Genomic DNA, 24,974 nt, shown 5'->3' with positions numbered 1-24,974 from the left:
TTTAACCTAATATATTATATATGTCGGCGCTTTAAACTGTTACAGTTTAAAGTGTCGTAATGTACTTATATTTTAAAGACATAATGATATGGAGGTTTTTTAAATGAGTAACATCAATGGCTCAATAAATGGGCAGTTTGGCAGCAAACTGGGATTTATACTTGCCTCTGTTGGTTCTGCTGTTGGTATGGGAAATATTTGGATGTTCCCTTACAGAGTAGGACAGTATGGAGGAGCAGCATTTTTGCTTGTATATTTCTTTTTTGTTGCACTTTTTGGCTGGGTAGGTCTTTCCGGTGAGTTTGCTTTTGGTCGTATGACTGGTACAGGTCCAATTGGTTCTTATGACTATGCTTTAAAGACAAAAGGTAAAAAGGGCGGAAAAATTTTAGGGGCAATACCTCTTTTTGGTTCTTTAGGTATAGCAATAGGTTATGCTATTATAGTTGGTTGGGTTTTAAGATTTTCTGTTGGTTCTGCAACAGGTGCTATGATTGCAAAAGAGTCAACTGAATATTTTAGTGAGATAACAGGAGCTTTTGGAAGTGTTCCTTGGCATCTCTGTGTTGTACTTATGACAATAATTTTCCTTATTGGAGGAGTAACAAAGGGCATTGAAAAAATAAATAAATTTATGATGCCGGCTTTCTTTATACTTTTTGTTGTTATTGCAATAAGAGTTGCTTTCCTTCCGGGAGCTTTAGAAGGTTATAAATATCTTCTTATTCCTAAATGGGAGTATCTTGTAAATCCTGAAACTTGGATAATGGCTATGGGACAGGCTTTCTTCTCACTTTCAATAACTGGTTCAGGTATGATTATATACGGAAGTTATTTAAGTAAATCAGAGGATATAGTACACTCTGCTCTTATAACAGCACTTCTTGATACTTGTGCAGCTTTAATATCAGGTTTTGCTATTATACCAGCAGTGTTTGCCTTTGGTCTTGACCCAGCGTCAGGTCCTCCTCTTATGTTTATAACACTTCCAAAGGTATTTGCTAAAATGCCTATGGGTGGACTTTTCGGTTGTATGTTCTTTATATCAGTTTTATTTGCTGGATTAACATCTCTTATGAATATGTTTGAAGTTTGTTCAGAAGCTGCTCAGACAAATATAAAACTTAAAAGAAATCATGCTGTATTCCTTGTAGGAGCTCTTGTATTTATAGTAGGTTTATTTATAGAATATGAACCTTATATGGGAAAATGGATGGATATTATAACAATATACGTTGTTCCTATTGGAGCTGTTCTCTGTTCTATAATGATTTATTGGGTTCTTGGTGTTAAGAAAATTGGTGATGAGCTTGCACTTGGAGCAAAAAAACATGTTGGAAATATATTTGGATTTACTGCTAAATACATATATGTTTTCCTTGCAGCAGCAGTTGTTGTTTTAAGTATTATATATAAAGGAATAGGCTAAATAATAAAAAGGTTTCGAAAATTTTTCGAAACCTTTTTTTATTACATAAGAGGTGCAAATATTCTTAAAATAGCTCTAGCCAATCGAGTTGGTAAAGAAACATTTGTACAGAAATCATATGTTATAGGAGTACAGATTTTAAGTGTTTCAATATAGTCTTTTTTAAGGTCTTTTAGACATTCAGCTTTATATATGAATGTTCCACACTCAAAATGATGATACAAACTTCTGTAATCAAGATTTATTGTTCCAACAACTCCTGTTGTGTCGTCAGCTAAAAATGTTTTTGAGTGTATAAATCCCGGTGTATATTCATATATTTTAACTCCGGCTTCTATAAGTATAGGATAGTAAGCTCTTGTTATAATATGAACAAATTTCTTGTCAGGTATATGAGGTGTGACAATTCTCACATCAACGCCTCTTTTTGCTGCCATTAAAAGAACTGTGACGGTTTCATGGTCAACTATTAAATATGGTGTGTTTATATAAATATATTTACAAGCTGTGTTTATTATATTCATATAAACTGTCTCTGATAAAAGTTCATTGTCAAGAGGTGTGTCCATAAAAGGTTGAATATATCCATCACTTTTATTTTCTGTATGACTTTTAAATTTTGTATAGTCATCATCCTCAGGACAATAAAAATTCCAATTTTGAAGAAACATAAGAGTAAAACCCCATACAGCTTCACCTTTTATCATAACAGCAGCATCTTTCCAATGACCATGTTTTTCATATTCGTTTATATATTCATCGGCAAGATTTATACCACCATTAAAAGCTACTTTTCCGTCAATTACAGTAATTTTTCTGTGGTCTCTGTGGTCCATAGCCCTTGAAAGTGCCGGTGTGAATGGATTGAAAACAACACATTTTATGCCCATTTTTTTAAGTTTTTCATTGTATTTGTAAGGAAGTGTGTTTATACAACCTAGGTCATCAAACATAACTCTTACATCAAGACCTTCTTTTGCTTTTCTTTCAAGTATTTCCAAAATACTGTTCCACATTTTTCCTTCTTCTATTATAAAATATTCAAGGAAAATAAATTTTTCAGCTTTTTCAAGCTCTTTAAGCATATGTTCAAACTTTACTTCTCCTGGTGAAAGATATGTACTTTCAGTATTTTTAAAAGGTGGTATCCAAGAGTATTTATATATATATCTGCATTGATTAGCTGTTTGAATATCTATTTTTTCAATTTCATCTATTATTCCGTTGTCTTTACCTGCATTTTCTATAAACTTTTTATTAGACTGTTCTGTTTTTATTCTGTAACCTTTTCTATGTCTGTGTTTTCCGAATATTATGTAAAATATACCACCAAATATAGGAAACAAAAGTATAAGAACAATCCATGGAAGTTTTGTTGAAGGATTTGAATTGTTATTTATAATCCATAAAACAATTATTACACTTATTATCATAAATCCGGCATATATATATACAAAATAGTTGCTTAAATTCCATATAAGTGTAAATAAAACAGATAATTGAAATAAAATTGAAAAACTTATTATAAAAAGTCTACCTGTAATAAATTTTATAATCTGTTTCATAAAAAATCACCTCCAATTTTTTATTTAAAAATAAAACGCAGGTTAAAATAAAACCTGCGTTTGAATTTTTTTATTTTGAAATACCAAGTTTTTTGTCTGACCTTCTATGAAGTATAACAAGAAGAATTATAAGTATTATGAGAGATGTTCCCAATGATAATATAAGACTCTTTGTTATTCCGGCAATTATATAACCTATAAGACAACAGAAACCAACAAGTATAACGTAAGGTATCTGTGTTGAAACATGGTCTATATGGTTACATGAAGCACCGGCAGATGAAAGTATTGTTGTGTCTGATATAGGAGAACAGTGGTCACCTAAAACAGAACCTGCAAGAGTAGCTGAAAGTGAGATAATAGTAAGTTCTGGAGCAACTCTTGAACAAACCTCAGCTATGATAGGTATAAGAATACCAAATGTACCCCATGAAGTACCCATTGAGAAACTTAAACAAGCTGCAACAACAAATATTATAGCAGGTATAAGAACAGTAGGCATATTTGAATGAGCAACAACGTCACCAACATATTCTCCTGTGCTTAAAAGGTCTCTACATACACCGCTTATTGTCCATGCAAGTGTAAGTATTATTATAGCACCACACATTGATTTTACACCTTCTCCAATACCTTCCATAAATTCTCTAAAACCAAGAATTCTACGTGGAACGAATAAGAGGAAAGCTACTATTAAAGAAGCAAAACTACTAAGTGCTAAAGCTGGGCCGGCATCTGTGTTACCGAAACCGTCTGCTATTGACATTCCACCTTCAAAATATCCACCAACATAAAGCATTGATAATATTGAGAATATAATAAGTGCGAATATAGGTATTAAAAGGTCAAAAACACGACCTTTTTCTGAAATTCTAAGCTGGCTCATTTCGTCAGCTGGTGTTGATATTGATGAACCTCTCTGAACAAAATCAAGGTCACCTGTTTCCTGTGCATGAACTTCAAATTTTTCCATAGGACCAAAGTCAAGCTGTGTACAGGAAAGAACAACAATCATAACTATTGTCAAAAGTGCATAGAAGTTAAAAGGTATTGACTGTATAAAAGCTTCCATACCGTTAAGTCCTGTGTCTGCCATCTGTGATATAACAGAAGCAGCCCATGATGAGACAGGAGCTATAATACATATAGGAGCAGCTGTGGCGTCAATGAGATATGCAAGTTTTGCATGAGATATTCTCTGTTTGTCTGTAACAGGACGCATAACTGTACCTACTGTAAGACAGTTGAAATAGTCGTCAATGAATATAAGAGCACCAAGAGCTGAAGTTGCTAAAGATGCACCTACACGAGATTTTATTTTTGTACTTGCCCAGTTACCATAAGCTCTTGAACCACCTGCTTTTGTTATTACAACAACAAGAGCTCCAAGCATGGCAAGAAATAATACTATTGCTGTGTTGCCGGCAAGTTTTTCAGCCATAAGGCTCATGGCAACGTCTGCGGTTTTTACAGTTACACCTATAAAACCGTCTGCTGTATTGATTGCATAAATAAATGTTCCGGAAACAATACCTATTATAAGTGATGATATTACCTCTTTTGTAGCAAGGGCAAGACCAATGGCTATGATAGGTGGAAGTAATGAGAGAATTCCTACATTTATAGCTTCCATAAATACACCCCTTTAAAATTTTTTATTGATGATAAGTAAAAAATTATATATATAATATCATAAAACAAAGTTATATTCAATTTATTTATTATTTTATCCTATAAGTGCCTTGTTTTTCCATTTTCCACTGAAATATCTTATTGTAAAAACTATTGCTCTAAACAACCAGTCTATTGTCATGGCAACCCATACACCAAATACACCCATATTCATGTATACACATAAAACGTAACTAAAAGCTATTCTAAATACCCACATTGATATTGTTGCTACAATCATTGTAAATTTTACATCGTTTGCAGCACGAAGACCATTTGGAAGAGTGAATGATATTGCCCATATTACTATTGCACATATACTGTGATATATTATTATTTTTTCTGTCATCATAGCTGTTTCTGCTGTCAGCTTATATACTGAAACTATAATATTCGTTGAAAGTGCAACAGGAATATTTACTATTGTCATAGATGCTATTGAAACTAAAGTGAGTATTTTAATATATTTTTTTGCTTCATCAAATCTTTGAGCTCCAACACATTGACCTACAACAGTAATCATAGAAAGTCCAACAGCCATTCCCGGTATTATAGCTATATTTGCAATACTTCCAGCAACTGCATTTGCTGCAAGGGCTGATGTTCCAAAAGATACAACAAGACCTTGAACTATAATTTTACCAATCTGAAACATACTGTTTTCAATACTGTTTGGTATACCTATTGAAAGTATATTTTTTATTACAATTAAATTAGGGTCAAACTTAAAGAGTTTTTTAATTCTTATATCACCCTTTGAGAATTTTAAAAGTGTTATTACACATACAGCACTTACAGTACGTGCTATGAGAGAACCTAAAGCTGCACCAGCAACACCCATATCAAATATGTATATAAATGTGTAGTTTGCTGTTATGTTTACTATGTTCATTATAAGGGAATTTATCATAGATACTTTACTGTTACCCATAGCTCTAAATATAGCCGCTCCAGAATTATATAAAGCTAAAGATGGATAAGAAAGAGCTGATATTGCAAAGTATGTTATGGAGTCTTTCATTACAGACTCATCCATATTTCCGAACAAAATGTGAAGTATAAATGAATTTCCTAAAAGACATATAGCCATTATACAAAGTGAAAAACCTGCTGATACCATTATAAGTTGTTTTGCTGCAATAGAAGCATTTTTAAAATCACGTCTTCCTAAAAATTGAGCAGCAACAACTGCACCACCTGTTGACAGTGCTGTAAAAACGTTTATCAGAAGAATATTTATTGAGTCTACTACTGAAACAGCAGAAACTGCTTCCTCACCAACTCCTGCAACCATTATTGTGTCAGCCATACCTATTGTCATAAGTAAAATTTGTTCTACAATAAGAGGAATTATGAGCTTTATAATATCTTTTCTTGTAAACATAAAAATTTCCTTTCCTTAAAATATGTAGTTAATATTTTGATAGCCAATACTCTATATATTGCTCTTAAAACATTTCATATGCAAGAAAAATTTATATTGTTTTATAGTGATAAAAAACGACATTTTTTGTGCATATAATATATAAGTGGACAAAATATATATTGATTATGTAGCTATATAATTGTTTGTATACTGAAGTATTATTTTTTGTGGGTTAGTATTTACAATTATGAATATTTTTATAGTAAAAAATTTTAAATGGTTTCTAATCATTTTTTAATTTTAAACAAAGGATTAATTAAAAATAGAAACATAAAATTTAGTTGTAATTCTAATTGAACAGAAAATATCTAAGGGAGTGAATTATTTGAAGCTGAAATTTAATGTTTTTAAAGGTATGTTTAATTTTATAAAGCACAAAAAGAAAATAGTAGCTATTGTATGTATTATAGCAGTAGGTGGAGTATCTTTTTATTCTGTAAAAGCAAAAACATCTTCACAGGTTATTGAGAGAATACCTTCAACAACAGTGCAAAAAGGTGATTTAAGTAAAAGAGTTTCTGCAACAGGAACAGCCAGAGCGGCAGACGAAAACTCTATATTTATAGAGCTTTCACAGGAAGTTGATGAAGTTTTTGTTGAGGTTGGTGACCAAGTAGAAGAAGGGCAGCTTCTTGTAACATATGATATTGCAGATACAAAAAAGGAGCTTGAAAACAAACTTAAACAAGCTCAGATAAACTATGATAATGCTTTAATATCCCTCAATGAAATAGCAGAACCGGCAACAGGTGCAGAGCTTATAGATTTACAAAATCAAGTTATTTCAGCACAAAAAAATATTGATGATACAAAAACAGAAATACAAAACACAGAGACCAAAATAGCTCAAGCAGAGAGAGACCTTGAGACTACAAAAACAACAATGGAAAATAATGAAAAACTCTATGAATTGGGAGGAATAAGTAAGGATACTCTTGATAGTTCAAAAAATGCTTATGAAGATGCACTTACAAGTTTAGAGGAGATGAAACAGTCAAAAACTGCTCTTGAAAATTCCCTTGAGTCCCTTGAACTTAATCTTGAAAAAGCTAATTTGAATTTACAAACAGGTACAGACAAACTTTCTGACTCATCAAATGCTAATAACTATGAAAAACAAAAAAATTCTCTTGAAACAGCCCAGATAAGTATTGATGAAGCTCAGGAAGATATCAATAAACTTACAGATGCAACATACAGCCCAATATCAGGAACAGTAATAGAATGTAATGCTGTTGAAGGTCAGATGTTGACAGATAGTACAGTAATGATGACTATTGCAGACCTTACAAATATTGACCTTGATGCATCTATATCAGAGTATGACATATCAAATATAAAAGTTGGACAGAAAGTTGAAATAACATCAGACGGTATTGAAGGTAAAGTTTATACAGGTACAGTAAGAAAAATTGAACCTGTTGCTTCTTCACAGGGTACATTTAGTGGTGAAGAAACAGTTGTACCTGTTGTTATACATATGGATGACCCAGATGAAAGAGTTATGCCAGGAATAAGTTTTGATATTGAGATAATAACAGAAGACCTTTCTGACGTAAGCTATATTCCTATATCCTCTGTAAGTAAAGATGATGAGGGAAACACATTTGTATATACAGTTAATGAAAATGATATTCTTGAAAAAACAACTGTTGAACTTGGAACATATAGTGATATGTATGTTGAGCTTGTAAGTGGTCTTTCAGAAGGTGAAAAGATTGTTGAGACAATAGCTGATGACATGAAAGAGGGAACTTCTCTGTCAGATTATAAGACTGAAATAACAGTCAATAGCAATGAAGAACAGGAAAGCTCAATTATGGAAAATATGGGCGGTGCTAGTATGCAAGGAATGCCTTCTGGAGGAATGCCAGCTGGTGGAGGAATGCCTTCAGGTGGTGGCAGAGGCGGAATGAGATAAGGAGGTTTTGTTTATGGAAATGCTGAGACTTGAAAATATATATAAACAGTATAATCAGGGTGAATTGTCCGTTACAGCATTAAACAATATAAATCTTACTGTATCTGAAGGTGAGTTTGTTTCTATAATGGGCAGTAGTGGTTCTGGAAAATCTACAATGATGAATATTTTAGGTTGTCTTGATAGTCCAACTAAGGGATTGTATTTTCTTGAAGGTGAGGATGTATCAAAATATAATGACTCAAAACTTGCTGATGTTAGAAATAAAAAAATAGGCTTTGTTTTTCAGTCCTTTAACCTTCTTCCTAAAATGACAGCTATTGAAAATGTTGAACTTCCTATGGTATATGCCAATGTACCTATAAAAGTACGTCATGAAAGAGCAAAAGAAGCCTTAAAAAAAGTTGGTCTTGAAAAGAGAATAAATCATAAGCCTAATGAACTTTCAGGAGGTCAAAGACAGAGAGTTGCAATAGCACGAGCTCTTGTAAATGACCCAGCAATAATAATGGCTGATGAGCCTACGGGAAATCTTGACTCAAAATCAACTTTTGAGATTATGGAAATTTTTCAAAAACTTAATGATGAAGGAACAACAATAGTTATGGTTACTCATGAGCCTGATGTTGCCACATATACAAAGAGAATAGTTACTTTTAAAGACGGAAATATAATAAGTGATGCTCCTGTTCTTGAAAGAACAATAGCTGGGGAGGGAGTTAATTGAATATATATGAATGTATAAAATCCTCTTTCAGAAATGTTTTTTCAAACAAGATGAGGACAATACTTACCATGCTTGGTATAATTATAGGTATAAGTTCGGTAATACTTATTGTTTCAATAGGAAATGGAAGTCAAGCTGCCATAGAGGAGGAGTTTGAGTCTTTTTCCGCAGGAAGTTTGACTGTAAGCATGACAACATCAACAGATATAGAGACAAGAGATATGCTTACAATGGATGACTATGAGATTTTAAAGGATATAGAGGGAGTTTCATATGTTTCACCTAATTATAGTGGTAGCAATACATATATAAAACTTCTTGACCCTAAAGAGACAAAAAGTGCTTCTGTAAGCGGTGTTACTTATGATTTACAATATATAGATAATCCTAACATACTTTATGGAAGATATATTTCAAAAAACGATGTTGATATGAAAACTAATGTGGCTGTTATAAATGACACTACAGCTTTAAAAGTTTTTGGAAAAGTGTCTGAAGATGTTATAGGAGAACAGATTTCATTAAAAACTTGGAAAGGAACAAGCAAATTTTCTGTAATAGGAATAGTTGAAAATACAAATGCCAGTACAGAAACAGCATATAGTGATGAATATCCTGAAACTGTATTGATACCTATAAGTACAGCTATGAAACTTTACGGAGTTGATTATGTACTTGGATTTAAGGTTCTTACAGAGGATACAGACAATCTTGATTATATGAAAATGATTATAACATCTGTTCTTGAGAAAGAGCATAATAATCAAGATAAATATTATATACAGGATTCTGCTGAAATGGTTGAAAGTATAAATTCAATACTTTCTTATGTAACTCTTTTCATAAGTTTTGTTGCTGGAATATCTCTCCTTGTAGGTGGCATAGGTGTTATGAACATCATGATGGTTACCGTTACAGAAAGAACAAGAGAAATAGGTATAAGAAAATCAATAGGTGCAAAAAACAAAGATATAAGAATACAGTTTATTGCTGAGGCTGTTATACTTACAGGTACAGGAGGACTTTTAGGTCTTTTCTTTGGATATATAGGTGCTGTTATTGTAGGAAATATTGTTGATATAGAGCCGGTTATGTCTATAACATCAATAATTGTTGCTGTTGGAATTTCAATGGCAATAGGTATAATATTTGGTGTTACTCCTGCAAATAAAGCGGCAAAGCTTGACCCTATTGAGGCTTTAAGATATGAATAATTTTGAAAAGAGGTAATTTTTATGGATAGTGTAAGGGTTTTAATTATAGAAGATGAAGTTAAATTGGCAAGATTTGTTGAGTTGGAACTCAGATATGAGGGCTATGATGTTACAGTTGTTCATAATGGAAGAGAAGGACTTGAAACATTTCTTTCTGGAAAATTTGACCTTATTCTTCTTGACCTTATGCTTCCAGGTCTTAATGGCATAGAGATATGTAGAAGAATAAGAAAAACATCTGATGTTCCAATAATAATGCTTACTGCAAAAGATGAAGTTATGGATAAAGTTTCAGGATTGGACAGTGGTGCTGATGATTATTTGACAAAACCTTTTGCCATAGAGGAACTTCTTGCGAGAATGAGAGTTGCCCTTAAGCACAGTATAAAAAAAGAAGATGAGAAAAATATAATAACCGTTGGAAATTTTACAGTTGATGCAGATAAAAGAATTGTAAAGGTTGACTCTGATATAATCGACCTTACAAAAAAAGAATTTGAGCTTCTTTTATACCTTGTAAGAAATAAAAATATAGTGCTCTCAAGAGAACAGATATTGAATTCTGTTTGGGGATATACATATATGGGAGAGACTAATGTTGTTGATGTTTATGTCAGATATCTTCGCTCAAAGCTTGATGAAGTTTACGATATAAAATATATACATACCGTAAGAGGAGTGGGATATATTGTTAAAGATGAAGAAGATTAAAATTTTTAAAAACATGACCATAGCCAAAAGAGTCACACTCCTCTATGGCAGTATGTTTTCAATAACAATAATAATAATAAGTGCTATACTTTGGAGTAATGCCTCAAATATAAGTCAAAGTATAGTTAAAAATGAGCTTGATGAAGCAGTATCTGACATTAAACAATATATATCTGAAAATGATACATTGACTGACGAAGGCATGGAGGAAGCTCTTAAAAATAAATCTGTCTTTGCCACTGTAACAGATATTACAGACATGGTTAAAAAATTTGAAATGCCTTCTTTTATGGTAAAAGATTTAGATGATAATGTTCAACAGACAAGTAATTTTCCTGAAAATGATTATATAAAAAATTCTTCAGCTGTACCAAAAGAGCCAGCAAAGAGAAATGATGATTTTAAAATGATATATATTGGTGATACAGAATATATGCTTTTAAATGATGAATATATGGATAATGGCAGAAATTATAGAATAGATGTTTTTACAGAAAATATAGATGATAGAAAATATATGACTGTTTTAACAATAAAACTTATTGCCATGGATTTTTTTGGAATACTTATTGCTTTTCTTCTTGCAAGATATATAAGCAGTGTAATGCTTAAGCCTGTTAATAATATAAGAACAACTGCTGAGAGAATATCTGTTGAAGATTTGAGCCAGAGAATATCTATTGATGGTCCAGATGATGAGCTTAAAGAGCTTTCTATAACATTTAATTCAATGATAGATAGATTGGAGAGTTCTTTTAAAAGTCAAATTCAGTTTGTTTCTGATGCTTCCCATGAACTTAGAACTCCTATAAGTGTTATACAAGGATATGCCTCTTTGATGAATAGATGGGGGAAAACAGACCCTGTTGTTCTTCAGGAGTCTATCGACTCTATAATAAGTGAGACAGAGCATATGTCAGAGCTTGTAAAAAAACTTCTTTTCCTTGCCAGAAGTGACAGAAAGACAGTTAATGTAAAGAAAGAACACATAATTTTAAATGATGTAGTATCTGATATTGTAAAAGATATAGAAGTTATGGAGACGGGAAAAGAAATTGTCTTTGAGAGAGGGGAAGATGTTCATATTTTTGCTGACAGTGACCTTATAAAACAGCTTGTTTGGATATATGCTGAAAATGCAATAAAATATACAAAGGATAATGGAAAAATTACTTTTAGAATATATAAAGATGAAAAATATGGATATTTTGATATAGAAGATAATGGAATTGGAATTGATGAAAGCGATTTGAAAAATATATTTGATAGATTTTATAGAGCTGATAAATCAAGAAATAAAGATATACCAGGAACAGGACTTGGTCTTTCAATAGCAAAATGGATAATTGAAAATAATAATGGTGAAATAGAAGTGAAAAGTAAAATTGGTGAGGGAAGTGTTTTTATAAATAAATTTCCTCTTGATGATATGAAAGAAGGCGGAATATGAAAAAAAAGTTACTTGTAGTTGTTATGGCTCTAAGCTGTATGTTTTCTAATATAACTGTTTTTGGTGCTGATGAAACTTTAGAAAGTACCAATGTATTTTCATTTGTAAATGAACTTGAAATCACATCAAATGACACAAGAGAAAATCTTGATATAGATACAGCTACTGAAATGGCACTTAAAAATAGTACAGAGCTTAAAACAGCAAATCTTTCTCTTGAGGTTTCTGAAAAACAGCTTGAAAGTTCACAAAATACAGTTGATTATAATACAGGTTCAAATGGACTTCAAAGTATTTTAAGTCTTATAAAAAATCAGACATCATATAAGAATTCAGAGGAAGAAAAGGCTGTAACTGAGCAAAAAATAGCCTATGAAATGGAACAATCTTTTATTGAGATTTTAAATCTTGAAAGAGATATTGAAATCAGTGAAAGAAATATTGATATTCAGGAGAAAAACTTAAATATTTCAAGAGCTAAATATAATATGGGACTTTTATCTAAGCAGGAATTAAATGAAGCTGAAAGTAGTTTTGAAAAATCAAAAGAAAGTATTGAAACACAGAAAACAAATCTTAAAAATGCCTTTAAAAATCTTAATATAATAATAGGTGAGAGTGATACATCAAAGGAATATAATATTTTAATTGATGTTGAATATAATCCTTTAGAGATTGAAACATCTATTGAGACTTATGCAGAGGCTAGAACATTAGAGTCAGTTTCAGTAAAAAATGCAGAGAGAAATTTGCAAGTTACAAAACAATCTTATGTTGTTGAACAGGTAAGTGATACAGGTACAACAGTTTCACTTATGCAGGCTGAAAACAGTGTTTCCACATCAGAAATGAGTCTTTCTGATATGAAAGAGAATATGGAAAATCAGATTGTAAATCTTTATAATACAATAAAATCCCTTGAGACAAGTATTGAAAACAATAAAAAACAACTTTCTGATTTAAACAAAAATCTTGAAATTGCAAAACTTAAATATGATATAGGCTCTATATCAGAAATAGAGCTTTTACAGGCTGAAAATCAAGTGGCTGAAATGGAAAACACTATTATAGAACAAATATATCAGCATAGCCAAAATATAAAACAGTTTGAGAATGTAAATTTATTGTAATTGTTATTGACAAAGATTTTTTTTAATGATAAAATACCTTACATCAAATGAATATATTTTGATATTAAAAGGGAGTAGTGCAAATATACCATCAACATACCCGATAAGAATTTATGTGTTTTATCTGGTGGTATATGCCTTAATTAAGGTTACAAGACTTTTGATATGGTTTTATAATCATATCAAAAGTCTTTTTTTTTAAAATTTTTATGTACATAAATTAAATTTTTAAGCTAAAAATGTAAATACTAAAAAAGAGAGGTGCTTTTATGAAAGATTATTATAATTATGAAAAAGAAAAGATACTAAATGAATTTGAAACACAAAAAAATGGTATTTCATCAAAAGAGGCAGTAAAAAGACTTGAAAAGTATGGCAAAAATGAAATACAAGAGGGAGAAAAAAAGAGTGTATTAAAAATATTCCTTGAACAGTACACAGACTTTCTTGTAATAATACTTATTGCTGCCGCTGTAATATCAGCCTTTTTAGGAGATATTGAAAGCTCTGCTGTAATATTTGTAGTAATCACAATGAATGCTATCCTTGGAACAGTTCAGCAGATAAAAGCTGATAAATCCCTTGAAAGTCTTAAGGCTCTTTCATCTCCTATTGCTAAAGTTATAAGAGATGGAGAGAAAATAAGTATTGATTCAAAAGATGTTGTTCCCGGAGATATAGTTATTGCTGAAGCTGGTGACTATATATGTGCCGATGGTCGTATACTTGAAAACTATAATATAAAAGTTGATGAAAGCTCATTAACTGGTGAATCAATAAGTGTTGAAAAAGAGGATTGTGAAATTTCTGGTGAAGTTCCTGTGGGAGATAGAAAAAATATGGTATTCTCAGGAAGCTTTGTAACATACGGTAGAGCCGAATTTGTTGTTACAGGAACAGGAATGGACACTGAACTTGGAAAAGTTGCTAAACTTTTGAAAGATACAAAGACAAAGAAAACTCCACTTCAACAGAATTTGGATAACTTCGGAAAAAAACTCTCAATTATAATACTTATAATATGCGGTATACTCTTTGCTGTAAGTATTGTGAGAGGTGATGAGGTTATTGATGCCTTTATGTTTGCTGTTGCCCTTGCTGTTGCAGCTATTCCAGAGGCTTTAAGCTCTATTGTTACAATAGTTTTATCTTTTGGTACTCAGAAAATGGCAAAAGAAAATGCCATAGTAAGAAAACTTCACGCTGTTGAAGGTCTTGGAAGTGTATCAATTATATGTTCTGACAAAACAGGTACTTTGACACAGAATAAAATGACTGTCAAAAAATATTCTGTAAATAACACTGTTATTGATGAAGATAAATCAGATTTCTCAAATAAAGATGAAAGAGAAATACTTTATATGTCAATGCTCTGTAATGATGCTGAAAATAAAGATGGAAATGAAATAGGTGACCCAACTGAAATAGCTCTAATTAATTTTGGTGAAAAATACGGTTATGACTATATTGAAGCTAGAAAGAATTATCCAAGAATTGGAGAAATTGCCTTTGACTCTGATAGAAAACTCATGTCAACAGTAAATGTTGTTGATGGCAATAAAACAATGATTACAAAAGGTGCTGTTGATGTTTTAATGAACAGAGTTAAATATATAGTAAAAAATGGTGAGATTGTAGATATTACTGATGAGGATAAAAATGAAGTTTCAAAAATAAATGAAAACTTCTCAAAAAACGGTCTTAGAGTTCTTGCCTTTGCTAAAAAATATGTTGATAATGAAAATATAGGTCTTGATGATGAAAACAATATGATATTTGTAGGTTTAATATCAATGATGGACCCTCCAAGAGTTGAGTCAAAAGATGCTGTATCAGAGTGTATAAGTGCTGGAATAAGACCTGTTATGATTACAGGTGACCATAAAGTCACAGCGGCAGCCATAGCAAAAGAAATTGGAATAATTAAAAATGAGAGTGAAGCTGTTGATGGTGCTGAAATTGATAAAATGACAGATGAAGAACTTCAAAATTATGTTGATAAAATATCTGTTTATGCCAGAGTTTCTCCAGAACATAAAATAAGAATAGTTAGAGCTTGGCAGAATAGAGGAAATATAGTTGCCATGACTGGTGACGGTGTAAACGATGCCCCAGCTTTAAAACAGGCTGATATTGGTGTTGCTATGGGTATAACAGGAAGTGAAGTTGCAAAAGATGCAGCAGATGTTGTTCTTGCTGATGATAACTTTGCAACAATAGTTAAGGCTGTTGAGAACGGAAGAAATCTTTATATAAATATCAAAAACTCAATAAAATTCTTGCTTTCAGGTAATACAGCCGGTATACTTGCTGTTTTATATGCTTCATTGGCAGGTCTTGCAGTTCCTTTTGCACCTGTTCATCTTCTCTTTATAAACCTTCTTACAGACAGTTTGCCTGCCATAGCTTTAGGTGTTGAACCTCATTCAAAATCAGTTATGAAAAATAAGCCACGTCCTGTAAATGAGTCTATACTTACAAAAGATTTTATAATTGATGTTGTAAGAGAAGGTATTGTTATATGTATAGGTACAATGGCAGCTTACTATGTGGGATTAAATGCTTTAGGTGCTGGTGGAGCAATGACTATGGCATTCTCTACACTCTGTCTTTCAAGACTTATACATGGTTTCAACTGTAAGTCAAAAGAACCTGTAATATTTACAAATAAAATGTTTAACAATATTTATATTTGGGGTGCTTTCTTTGTAGGTTTTATACTCTTAAATATTGTACTTTTAGTTCCTGCACTTTTTGGACTTTTTGAGATAACTCCTTTAAGCACAAATCTTATTTTGACAATATACGGAATATCACTCCTTACATTTGTTGTAAATCAGATTATAAAATTTGTTATATGTAAAATTAAATAATGTTAAAAGATGTTAAAAATTATTAAAAAAGCCGCAGTTTTTATAACTGCGGTTTTTTCTCTTTGAATTTTATAAAAGGTATTTTACTTTCTGATATTAAAAGTCCCATGAGAGTAAGTATTGTTCCTATAATAGCCATAGGTGTTATTTTTTCATGTAGTATTATTACAGATGTAACTATTGTTATTACAGGTATTGCATATATATAAATACTTGTCTTTAATGCACCTAAAATATTTACAGCACAGTTCCATGTGACAAAACAAGCGGCTGAAGCCCCAAAACTTAAAAATATAAGATTTGACAAGTTTACAGGTTTTATTATTAATTGTAAATCCATTGAGAAATCAGAAAACATTACAACAGGTATCATAAATATTATACCATAAAAGAAAGTACGTCTTGTTGTCTGTATTGTGTTGTATCCCAAAGCTCCTATTTTTCTTGTTATTATAGAATATATTGCCCAAACGAGAGCTGCCAAAACAGCTAAAATATCTCCTTTTGGATTTAATGAAAGCTGTTGATCATTGAAACTTATAATAAATATTCCTGTTATGGCAAATAAAAATCCTAAAAAGAAGCTTATTTTGAGATGTTCCTCACCTTTAAGGAATATATGAGATAAAATAGCTGTAAAAAATGGTGATACAGCAACTATTACACCTACATTTGAAGCCATTGTATATGTAAGTGCTATGTTTTCTAAAAGATAGTAAAGACATATACCTGTAAGTCCTGCACCTATAAATAAAATTTCTTCTTTTATGTTTTTAATCTTTAAAAATTTTGGATAAGCAATAAAAAGTGCAATAAATCCAGCTATAAATCTAAAGAAAAGTATTTCAACAGGGTTAAAATCTTTTAATAAAACTTTTGTTGATATAAATGTTGTACCCCAAACAATAACTGTTATAGCTGCCAATATATGACCAAATATATTTTTTGACTGCATATAATTATGTCCCCCTTAAAATGTAAAAGTGAAAATTAAGACAAGTATATCATTACATTTAATATATATCAAATATTTTAAAAATTTTTATATAATTTTGAAACATAATAATTTTAAAAGGCGTCAGTAATGTATAAAGGAGGGATTTTATGAAAAAATTGTTTAAAAATGTTATATCATTATTTTTAGTTATGGTGTTTTTGGTAGGCTCTTTAAATGTCTATGGAATGGAAGGTGAAAGTGATAGGTTATACCTAAACGATATCTCAAAAAAGGTTTCTGAAATTGCTATGGAAAATGGTGAGACTTTGAGAGATTTCAAAATTGAAGACATTAATATTGCCAATGCTGTATTAAATGCAAGATATGATATAATTATAAACCGAGGTATCAATATTTATCATGATGTGTATTATTATGAAATGAGAAAATATATAAATGACAAAAAGGGAGATTTTAAAGATGACAGTAATAAAACAATCGCCCAAATGATAATGCATTCAACAAATTCTGGGAGAGATGCAACTTGTATAGGTGGATATAACTTAATAGAAAAACTTTCTGATTTTGACACAATAAAAAATGAAGGAATTGAAACAGTTTGTACAGTTTTATATGCTTTAAATTTAGGAAACTATGAAAGAACAGATTTGAAAGAAAACAGTATAAATTATATATTAAATTATGATTATAAAGATATAAATACCCTTGGAAAAGCATTGATTGTTTTATCCAATTTCAGCGATATACCTGAAGTTAAAAGTTTTATTGATAAAAATATTGAAAAAATGTACACAGCCAATAAAAATAACATAAATGAAATATCAATAGCAGCAACAGCCCTTTGTTCAAACGGTATTGACTGTTTAAAAGATGAAAGACTTTCTGTTAATGGTGTTGATGTTTTGGATTATATATATAACACTTACAATACAAATAAAATTATATATGATAATGAAACAAAATCTTTAGTTATAAATTGTCTTTTGTCATATAAGAGTATGAAATCAAATGGAAACTATACTTTAAATCTCAAAAAAGATAACAACAATCTTACAACAGAAACTATAAATTATATAAATAATAATAGTGAAATATCTAAACATTGGTCAAAAGACAGCTTTTTAAATCTTTTAAAAATAGGTGCTGTTGATTATAAAATGGGAGACAGTATAAATGTTGATTTACCTGTAACAAGAGGTGAGTTTGTATACTGGCTTTCAAATAAAATGGGTTGTGATAAAGTAGCTACAAATGATTTTAATGATGTTCCATTAGATTATAAATATAATAAGGATATAGGCGGATTTATTAAAAAAGTTGTAAAAGATAAATATACACCAGAACAGTATATTGAGTTAAACTCTGTTATGGATAAATTTTTTGGAAAAAATTTTAGACCTGATGATTATATAACTCGTGAGGAAGCAGCCTTTTTGATTTACTGTTCAGAGGGCTTATTAAATTTAAATTATGCTGATTATGATACAGACAATTCTATATCATCACGTATTTTAGATTACAATGAATGTAATGATAAATATAAAGATGCAGTTTTATATTGTATTGATAAAAATATTATGACTGGAAGAAACGGAAAAATGATGCCTAAAAGTTATATGACTTTAGGAGAGGCTTTTGTTGTTATAAATAAGTAATTAAATATTTTGAATATGCCTGTTTTTTACTGCATATATTTTAATTGTAGGGATACATTTCAAGGAGGATTAATAATCTATGGAACAGTATGATATTTACAAGGATATAGCAGAAAGAACAGGTGGAGATATATATTTTGGTATAGTTGGACCTGTTAGAACGGGAAAATCTACATTTATAAAAAGATTTATGGAGCTTTACGTTTTGCCAAATATTGAAAATACATATACAAAGGATAGGGCGAGAGATGAGCTTCCCCAATCTTCAGCAGGAAGAACTATAATGACAACAGAGCCTAAATTTGTTCCCAATGAAGCAATAGAGATAAATATAAATGATAATACAAAATTTAAAGTAAGGCTTATTGACTGTGTAGGCTATATTGTCCCCGGCTCAGAAGGTTATCTTGACGGTGATGAACCTAGAATGGTAAATACACCGTGGTCTGAAAATCCTATGCCTTTTACACAGGCGGCTGAAATGGGAACAAAAAAAGTTATCACAGAACATTCCACAATTGGTATAGTTATAACTACTGACGGAACTGTTACAGATATTCCAAAGGAAAACTATGAGGAGGCAGAAGAAAGAGTAATAAATGAACTTAGAGAGATGAAAAAGCCTTTTGTTGTACTTTTAAATTCATCAAAGCCTTATTCTGAAAATACGAAAGAAATGGCAAATGAAATGCATGAAAAATATAATGTGCCTGTTTTACCTGTAAACTGTGCCTCCCTTAAAACAGAGGATATAAAAGAGATTATTGAAAATATACTTTATGAATTTCCTGTAAGGGAAATAAAAATGAATATACCTAATTGGGTACAGTCTTTAAGTGATGACCATTGGCTTAAAAGCGATATTATAAAAAGTGTAAGAAATATAATGTATACTGTTGATAAACTTAGGGATATTAAAAATTTTGCTGAAAGTTTTGGAGAAAACAGTTATGTAAAAAAATCTTATATAAATTCAATAGAGCCGGGAAAGGGCACTGCTGATATTGATATTGCCCTTGATGACAGTCTTTTCTATAAAATTATAAGCGAGACAACAGGAATGGATATTGAGGACGATTGTAGCCTTATATCAAAAATAAAAATGCTTTCTGATGTTAAAAAAGAGTATGATAAAATAGAGCAGGCTCTTATTGATGTGAAAAGAAAAGGCTATGGTATTGTTTCTCCTGTATTTGATGATATAAAACTTGAAAAGCCGGAAGTATTTAAACAAGGTCAAAGATTTGGAATAAAACTTAAGGCAAAAGGCGAGTCAATACATATGGTGAAAGCTGATATTGAGACAGAAGTGAGCCCTATAATAGGCAGTGAGGAACAATCAAAAGAGTTTATTGATAATATACTTAAAGAGTATGATGAAAATCCGGAAAAAATATGGGAGCTTAATATTTTTGGAAGGACATTAAATTCTATGGTAAATGAGGGTATGCAAAATAAAATTTATAGAATGCCAGAGGACGCTCAGCTTAAACTTCAAGAAACTTTACAGAAAATAGTTAATGAAGGCAGCGGCGGACTTATATGTATAATACTTTAGTATATTATAAAGGTTTTTCGTATATATTGCGGGAAACCTTTATTTTTATGGTATAATTTTATATGAGGTGATAGTGTTGGTATTTGGAAAGTACAATTTTGATGTTAATGAAAATGATATTATACTTGACGACGGAAAGTGTATACAACTTATAACAAGACAAGAAGGATATATGTGGACAAAACGTATACCTGTTGCTACATTGAAATATCTTGATGAGCTTATAAATAAGGGCGAAGTATACACAAATGATGAACTTAAAGCTAGAGCAAAAAAAGATTATCCAACAATAGAAAATCCTGTTTATTGGAAATTTACATTGGGTAAAAAAATAGTTAGTGTTATTAGTGATACAAAATCTTTTGTTTATTGCAATAATTCATCAGGAGGTTTTACTAAAGGCAAAAAATATGATATAAAATCTGTTGAAGGCGGAATAAAAGTTATAAATGACAGTGGGAAACAGGTTATACTTGAATTGTCTGATAAAGATTTTTCATATTTTATAAATGTAAATAATGATATAGATATTAAATTATAAATAACAAAAAGGGATAATCAAAAGATTATCCCTTTATTTATTAAAACATATTTATGACGGTATGAAAAGATTGTCATCCATACCATCATCTGTATTCTCAGGTATAGTTTCATCCGGTTCGGGAGGTTTCGGAGTAGTTTCAGTATTATTAGAGTTATTGTTATTGCTGTTGTTACTGTTATTATTAGAATTATTATTTTCAGTATTGTTGTTATTTTCGTTATTATTATTTTGATTTTCACCATTTTCAGTATTATTTTCTTCTCCCGGAATGAAAAGGTCTTCATCGCTAGGAGGAGTATTATCAGCAGTATGAGTTGTACATACATTGTTTACATTCATACCGTTTGGTGAATTTATAACATTACCACTTCCGTCAACAGCAAGAGCAACACTCTTTACACTATCAGCAGGACAATATTCATTTGCTATCATTCCTGTTGATGTATCTATACGATATATTTTGTGTATATCACAAGTTTCTGAAGGAATATCGCCACTTGCAACAACAGAACCTGAATTGAAATAGTCAAGTTCACAAACTCCTGGTATAGCTTTTTTACCTGAAACAGTACAAAGTTTGTCTGGTTCTTCTTTTTCTTCTGTACTTACATTAGGTATATTAGCTCTTTCAAAGGCTTTATCTGGCAATCCTTCATGGACTTTTTCCATAACTTCTCTCCAAAGTATGAGATGATAACTCTTATCATAAGTCATTGATTTTTGGATATCATATCCAAGCCATATACCGGCACAGTAATAAGGTGTATATCCTACAAAAGTAAGGTCTTTATTATCATTTGTTGTACCTGTTTTTCCGGCTATATGCATATCCATGTTTTGGAAGTTTGCTAAACGACCTGTTGCACTTCCTCCACCTGTAATAACATCTTGCATCATGTCAGTGAGCATAAGAGCTGTTGATTTCTTCAATACAGTATGACTTTCAGGTTCTTTTTCAAGGAGAACTTCACCATCATGGTTAAGTATCTTTGTGTAGAATATAGGTTCATTATATACACCATCATTTGCTATTGCTGAATATGCAGCTGTCATTTCAAGTACAGAAACACCGTTTGTAAGACCACCAAGAGCCATTGAAGGAACTTTGTCATCTTCAACAAGTGATGTAAATCCGAATTTTAAAAGATAGTTATAAGCATTATCAACTCCAACATCTTCCACAAGAGTTTTTACTGCTACAACGTTCATAGAGTCTCTTATAGCTTCTCTAACTGTTACAGCACCTAAAAATGTTCCGTTCCAGTTTCTTGGAGAATAGCCGTTTATTGTGTAAGGCTCATCTATAAGTATTGAATTAGGTGTTAAAAGTCCCATGTCTATGGCTGGACCATAAACTGCTAAAGGTTTGAAACTTGAACCTGGTGAACGATAAGCATCAGTTGCTCTGTTAAATACAAGGTCACCTGGTTTCTGTCCTCGTCCTCCCACAAGAGCTTTAACCTGTCCTGTGTGATAGTCCATTATAACCATAGCAGACTGTAATGACTCTGTTATTGTAAGTTTATCAAGAACCATTTCATTTGTATCATTTAAAACTTCGGCTTTAACTTGTTCTGCAAAGGCTTCCGCTTCTTCTCTTGTCTTTACAGTTGTACGTTTTGTATGGTGAGTTTGTTCTTCACCGTCTATCGGTTTTACAGATATAGTATACTCAACATCAAGAGTGTTTCCCTTAGGAGGGAAAAGAGAGTCGTCCATATAGGCTTCTTCCATTATATTTTGCATATTTGTATCAACTGTTGATGTAATTTGAAGACCACCACTGTATATAAGGTCGTAGGCTTGTTTTTCTGTCATGTTCTTTTCTTCCACAAGGTCCTCTGCTACTTCAACAATGAGAGCATCTACAAAATAACTGTGAAGAGCTTCTGTGTAGCCTTCACTACTTTTTCCTACAATTCTTGAATAAATATCATCATTTACGGCTTCGTCATATTCCTCTTGAGTTATATATCCTTGCTCAAGCATTTTTTGAAGTACAGTAAGTTGTCTTTCTCTGTTAAAATCAGGATGACTTACTGGTGAATATTTTGATGGGTTCTGAGTGATACCTGCTATACAAGCACTCTCAGCAAGATTAAGTTCACTTACACTCTTTCCAAAATAAAACTCTGCTGCTGCTTCAACACCATAAAGTCCATGATTTAATGGTATTGAGTTTAAATAAAGCTCAAGAATATAATCTTTTGCAGCTTCTTTTGAACCTAACTGTTTTTCAAACTCTTTTTCATATACAACAGCAAGATACTGTTCTTTTATTTTTCTTATTATTGTTTTTTCTCTTTTGTTAAGTACATTGTTTTTAATAAGCTGTTGAGTTAATGTACTAGCACCTTGAGAGAAGTTTCTCTCTTTGATATTGACAACAAAGGCACGCATTATACCTTTAATATCAATACCGCTATGACTGTAAAAACGCTCGTCCTCAATGGCTATAACAGCATGCTGTAAATCTTCCGGTATATATTCCAGTTTTACATATTCACGGTTTTCGTCACCATGAAGGGTATCAATCTCATTACCCTGTTGGTCGTAAATTGTGGAGTTATATGAACCCGGAGTTATGTCAGCAGTATTTATAGAACCTGTATTTTCGATAATTCCCATATATGCACCTAAAAATGCACCACCTACGGCAAAAATTCCTACTATAAATAGGATAAGGAATATTCTTAAAATTACACGTCCTATACTATTCTTTTTTCTTTTTTTCTTCTTCTTTTTATTACTGTTTGTCTGACGTTTTTTTCCGTCCTGAGAATAATTCATAGGTTGGAACCTCCTTTATACTCTGTTATTATAACAGATACAAAATAACATATAAAGTACTTTTATTTTAAGAATTTATGAATATTTCTAAAAAAATCACAGTTTTTATAATATATTCCCCATATTTTTTATGCATTCGGGACATATTCCGAAAAATTCTAAGTTATGACCTGTTATTATGCAACCTGTTTTTTGTGATATTTCATTTTCAAGACTGGCTATTGGACAGCTTTCCAAAAGTATTCTTTTATTACACAAAGTACATATAATACTATGTCTGTGGACTTTGTTTGCCATTGAAAAATATGCAATTCCGTTTTGATGAATGTTTTTTTCTATTATATTTTTTTCGCACAGTACATTTAAAGCCCTGTATACAGTAGATAGACTCATTTTTATTTCTGATTTTTCATGAATATACTCTGCTGTTACAGGAGAATTTGACTCACTTACAATTTTTAATATTATGTTTCTCTTTTTTGTTGATTTTAAAGATGCTTCTTTTAATATATTCTTTTCCATAAAAATAACCTCGATAAAAATCTTTTGTTTTTGTAAGAAAATTGTGATTTTATGTATCTAATAAATAGATATAGTTTTGGATTATTATACACTATAAAATTTTTGTGAGCAATTATATAATATTTCTATATATGATATGAGGAAGTGGATTTTATGGATAAAAGAAAATTATTTGTTTCAGGTATAAACATATTTATGTATTTTGTAAATATGATTGTTATATATTGTATTTATAATTATTATGGCAGATTTTATTGTAAAGATTTTATATCTATTATGATAGTGATTTCTGTTATAGGAGTTATTAATATTTTTTCTAGAAAAAATAAATCTGAAAAACAAAATAAATATAGTTGTATAATTGCTTTTTTATGTCTTATTGGAAGTATTACTTTTATATTTTTGATTGATAGACATTCTCCTGTTATATATATACTTTTATGTATTTCTGTTTTGTTTCTTTTGGATAGTTTTTTTAAATTAAAAATATTAAATGAAGAAAATATATTTGTTTTTATCATGATTATAGTTATATTTGTTGGAGCTTTTATATTTCCAAAAGTTAACAATATGTATACAATAAATAGGGTTGAGAAAACTATAAAAGAACAAGGATATGAAAATGTTCAGTATATTTCAATATTAAATAATACAGCTATAAAAATATTTTTTGATGAAGAAACTCATTTTGGAGCTTATTGCTTTAGAGCACGTAAGGGTGATAAGGAGTATGATATTATTGTAAATGTTGAAGGAGGTAAAATTATAGATTATTCCGAAGATGGAAGTAATGATTTTATGGATTTGCTTATTGAAGGGGAGGGGTAATT

At 30.9% G+C, this 24,974-nt stretch carries 18 protein-coding genes; 12 read left to right on the top strand and 6 right to left on the bottom strand.

Annotation, left to right across the window (positions count from 1 at the left end; genetic code table 11):
* The first annotated feature begins 103 nt into the window (after nt 1–103).
* Nucleotides 104–1,429 (top strand): sodium-dependent transporter, encoded by a 1,326-nt coding sequence (locus B5E58_RS00700; RefSeq protein WP_088107756.1) that lies wholly within the window; start codon nt 104–106, stop codon nt 1,427–1,429.
* A 41-nt stretch (nt 1,430–1,470) separates the two neighbouring features.
* Here B5E58_RS00700 and cls read toward each other — a convergent pair whose 3' ends face one another.
* From cls to B5E58_RS00685, 3 genes are all read right to left on the bottom strand, one after another.
* Nucleotides 1,471–2,994, bottom strand: coding sequence for a cardiolipin synthase (gene cls, locus B5E58_RS00695; protein ID WP_088107755.1), 1,524 nt, complete (start codon nt 2,992–2,994; stop codon nt 1,471–1,473).
* 70 nt (nt 2,995–3,064) lie between these two features.
* Nucleotides 3,065–4,627 (bottom strand): Na+/H+ antiporter NhaC family protein, encoded by a 1,563-nt coding sequence (locus tag B5E58_RS00690; protein WP_088107754.1) that lies wholly within the window; start codon nt 4,625–4,627, stop codon nt 3,065–3,067.
* Nucleotides 4,628–4,720: 93 nt separating this feature from the next.
* A complete protein-coding gene (locus tag B5E58_RS00685) occupies nt 4,721–6,049 on the bottom strand; it encodes an MATE family efflux transporter (RefSeq protein ID WP_088107753.1) in 1,329 nt (442 codons plus the stop codon).
* 367 nt (nt 6,050–6,416) lie between these two features.
* Between B5E58_RS00685 and B5E58_RS00680 the strand changes: the two genes are divergently transcribed.
* The 7 genes from B5E58_RS00680 (at nt 6,417) to B5E58_RS00650 (ending at nt 16,117) form a co-directional block, all read left to right on the top strand.
* Nucleotides 6,417–8,012 carry an efflux RND transporter periplasmic adaptor subunit gene (locus B5E58_RS00680; protein WP_088107752.1) on the top strand — a complete coding sequence of 532 codons (1,596 nt, stop codon included), beginning with the start codon at nt 6,417–6,419 and terminating at the stop codon, nt 8,010–8,012.
* Between the two features lie 13 nt (nt 8,013–8,025).
* Nucleotides 8,026–8,739 (top strand): ABC transporter ATP-binding protein, encoded by a 714-nt coding sequence (locus tag B5E58_RS00675; protein ID WP_330395576.1) that lies wholly within the window; start codon nt 8,026–8,028, stop codon nt 8,737–8,739.
* Complete coding sequence (locus B5E58_RS00670; protein ID WP_088107751.1) at nt 8,736–9,953, top strand: ABC transporter permease; 1,218 nt, start codon at nt 8,736–8,738, stop codon at nt 9,951–9,953. The genes B5E58_RS00675 and B5E58_RS00670 overlap by 4 nt, the downstream gene beginning before the upstream one ends.
* Before the next feature lie 21 nt (nt 9,954–9,974).
* Nucleotides 9,975–10,664 carry a response regulator transcription factor gene (locus B5E58_RS00665; protein WP_088107750.1) on the top strand — a complete coding sequence of 230 codons (690 nt, stop codon included), beginning with the start codon at nt 9,975–9,977 and terminating at the stop codon, nt 10,662–10,664.
* A complete protein-coding gene (locus tag B5E58_RS00660; protein ID WP_242956570.1) occupies nt 10,651–12,114 on the top strand; it encodes a sensor histidine kinase in 1,464 nt (487 codons plus the stop codon). The genes B5E58_RS00665 and B5E58_RS00660 overlap by 14 nt, the downstream gene beginning before the upstream one ends.
* Nucleotides 12,111–13,244, top strand: a complete 1,134-nt coding sequence (locus B5E58_RS00655) for a TolC family protein (RefSeq protein ID WP_088107748.1) — start codon at nt 12,111–12,113, stop codon at nt 13,242–13,244. Before B5E58_RS00660 ends, B5E58_RS00655 begins: the two co-directional genes overlap by 4 nt.
* Before the next feature lie 269 nt (nt 13,245–13,513).
* Complete coding sequence (locus B5E58_RS00650) at nt 13,514–16,117, top strand: calcium-translocating P-type ATPase, PMCA-type (RefSeq protein ID WP_088107747.1); 2,604 nt, start codon at nt 13,514–13,516, stop codon at nt 16,115–16,117.
* Nucleotides 16,118–16,157: 40 nt separating this feature from the next.
* Here the strand turns inward: B5E58_RS00650 and B5E58_RS00645 are convergent, their stop codons facing one another.
* Nucleotides 16,158–17,072, bottom strand: coding sequence for a DMT family transporter (locus tag B5E58_RS00645; RefSeq protein ID WP_088107746.1), 915 nt, complete (start codon nt 17,070–17,072; stop codon nt 16,158–16,160).
* 149 nt (nt 17,073–17,221) lie between these two features.
* Here B5E58_RS00645 and B5E58_RS00640 point away from each other — a divergent pair, with 149 nt between their 5' ends.
* From B5E58_RS00640 to B5E58_RS00630, 3 genes are all read left to right on the top strand, one after another.
* Entirely contained in the window at nt 17,222–18,730 is a 1,509-nt protein-coding gene (locus B5E58_RS00640) for an S-layer homology domain-containing protein (RefSeq protein WP_088107745.1), read from the top strand.
* Between the two features lie 79 nt (nt 18,731–18,809).
* A complete protein-coding gene (gene spoIVA / locus B5E58_RS00635) occupies nt 18,810–20,288 on the top strand; it encodes a stage IV sporulation protein A (protein WP_088107744.1) in 1,479 nt (492 codons plus the stop codon).
* Between the two features lie 67 nt (nt 20,289–20,355).
* Nucleotides 20,356–20,829 carry a hypothetical protein gene (locus tag B5E58_RS00630; RefSeq protein WP_158097626.1) on the top strand — a complete coding sequence of 158 codons (474 nt, stop codon included), beginning with the start codon at nt 20,356–20,358 and terminating at the stop codon, nt 20,827–20,829.
* 51 nt (nt 20,830–20,880) lie between these two features.
* Here B5E58_RS00630 and B5E58_RS00625 read toward each other — a convergent pair whose 3' ends face one another.
* Both B5E58_RS00625 and B5E58_RS00620 read right to left on the bottom strand, forming a co-directional pair.
* A complete protein-coding gene (locus tag B5E58_RS00625) occupies nt 20,881–23,622 on the bottom strand; it encodes a transglycosylase domain-containing protein (protein WP_088107742.1) in 2,742 nt (913 codons plus the stop codon).
* A gap of 105 nt (nt 23,623–23,727) precedes the next feature.
* Nucleotides 23,728–24,144, bottom strand: a complete 417-nt coding sequence (locus B5E58_RS00620; RefSeq protein ID WP_242956563.1) for a Fur family transcriptional regulator — start codon at nt 24,142–24,144, stop codon at nt 23,728–23,730.
* A 153-nt stretch (nt 24,145–24,297) separates the two neighbouring features.
* Between B5E58_RS00620 and B5E58_RS00615 the strand changes: the two genes are divergently transcribed.
* Complete coding sequence (locus B5E58_RS00615; RefSeq protein WP_088107740.1) at nt 24,298–24,972, top strand: hypothetical protein; 675 nt, start codon at nt 24,298–24,300, stop codon at nt 24,970–24,972.
* Nucleotides 24,973–24,974: the final 2 nt, after the last annotated feature.

This window comes from Tyzzerella sp. An114 (assembly GCF_002161055.1).
Taxonomy (GTDB): Bacteria; Bacillota; Clostridia; order Lachnospirales; family Anaerotignaceae; genus Fimicola; species Fimicola cottocaccae.
The sequence above is the reverse complement of the archived record's forward strand: the minus strand, read 5'-3'. Positions and strand labels throughout refer to the sequence as shown.

Coding starts and splice junctions, on each gene's coding strand:
- B5E58_RS00700 (WP_088107756.1), top strand. CDS start 104: ATGAGTAACATCAATGGCTCAATAAATGGGCAGTTTGGCAGCAAACTG.
- B5E58_RS00685 (WP_088107753.1), bottom strand. CDS start 6,049: ATGTTTACAAGAAAAGATATTATAAAGCTCATAATTCCTCTTATTGTA.
- B5E58_RS00640 (WP_088107745.1), top strand. CDS start 17,222: ATGAAAAAATTGTTTAAAAATGTTATATCATTATTTTTAGTTATGGTG.
- spoIVA (WP_088107744.1), top strand. CDS start 18,810: ATGGAACAGTATGATATTTACAAGGATATAGCAGAAAGAACAGGTGGA.
- B5E58_RS00690 (WP_088107754.1), bottom strand. CDS start 4,627: ATGGAAGCTATAAATGTAGGAATTCTCTCATTACTTCCACCTATCATA.
- B5E58_RS00675 (WP_330395576.1), top strand. CDS start 8,026: ATGGAAATGCTGAGACTTGAAAATATATATAAACAGTATAATCAGGGT.
- B5E58_RS00665 (WP_088107750.1), top strand. CDS start 9,975: ATGGATAGTGTAAGGGTTTTAATTATAGAAGATGAAGTTAAATTGGCA.
- cls (WP_088107755.1), bottom strand. CDS start 2,994: ATGAAACAGATTATAAAATTTATTACAGGTAGACTTTTTATAATAAGT.
- B5E58_RS00615 (WP_088107740.1), top strand. CDS start 24,298: ATGGATAAAAGAAAATTATTTGTTTCAGGTATAAACATATTTATGTAT.
- B5E58_RS00620 (WP_242956563.1), bottom strand. CDS start 24,144: ATGGAAAAGAATATATTAAAAGAAGCATCTTTAAAATCAACAAAAAAG.
- B5E58_RS00645 (WP_088107746.1), bottom strand. CDS start 17,072: ATGCAGTCAAAAAATATATTTGGTCATATATTGGCAGCTATAACAGTT.
- B5E58_RS00650 (WP_088107747.1), top strand. CDS start 13,514: ATGAAAGATTATTATAATTATGAAAAAGAAAAGATACTAAATGAATTT.
- B5E58_RS00660 (WP_242956570.1), top strand. CDS start 10,651: ATGAAGAAGATTAAAATTTTTAAAAACATGACCATAGCCAAAAGAGTC.
- B5E58_RS00625 (WP_088107742.1), bottom strand. CDS start 23,622: ATGAATTATTCTCAGGACGGAAAAAAACGTCAGACAAACAGTAATAAA.
- B5E58_RS00655 (WP_088107748.1), top strand. CDS start 12,111: ATGAAAAAAAAGTTACTTGTAGTTGTTATGGCTCTAAGCTGTATGTTT.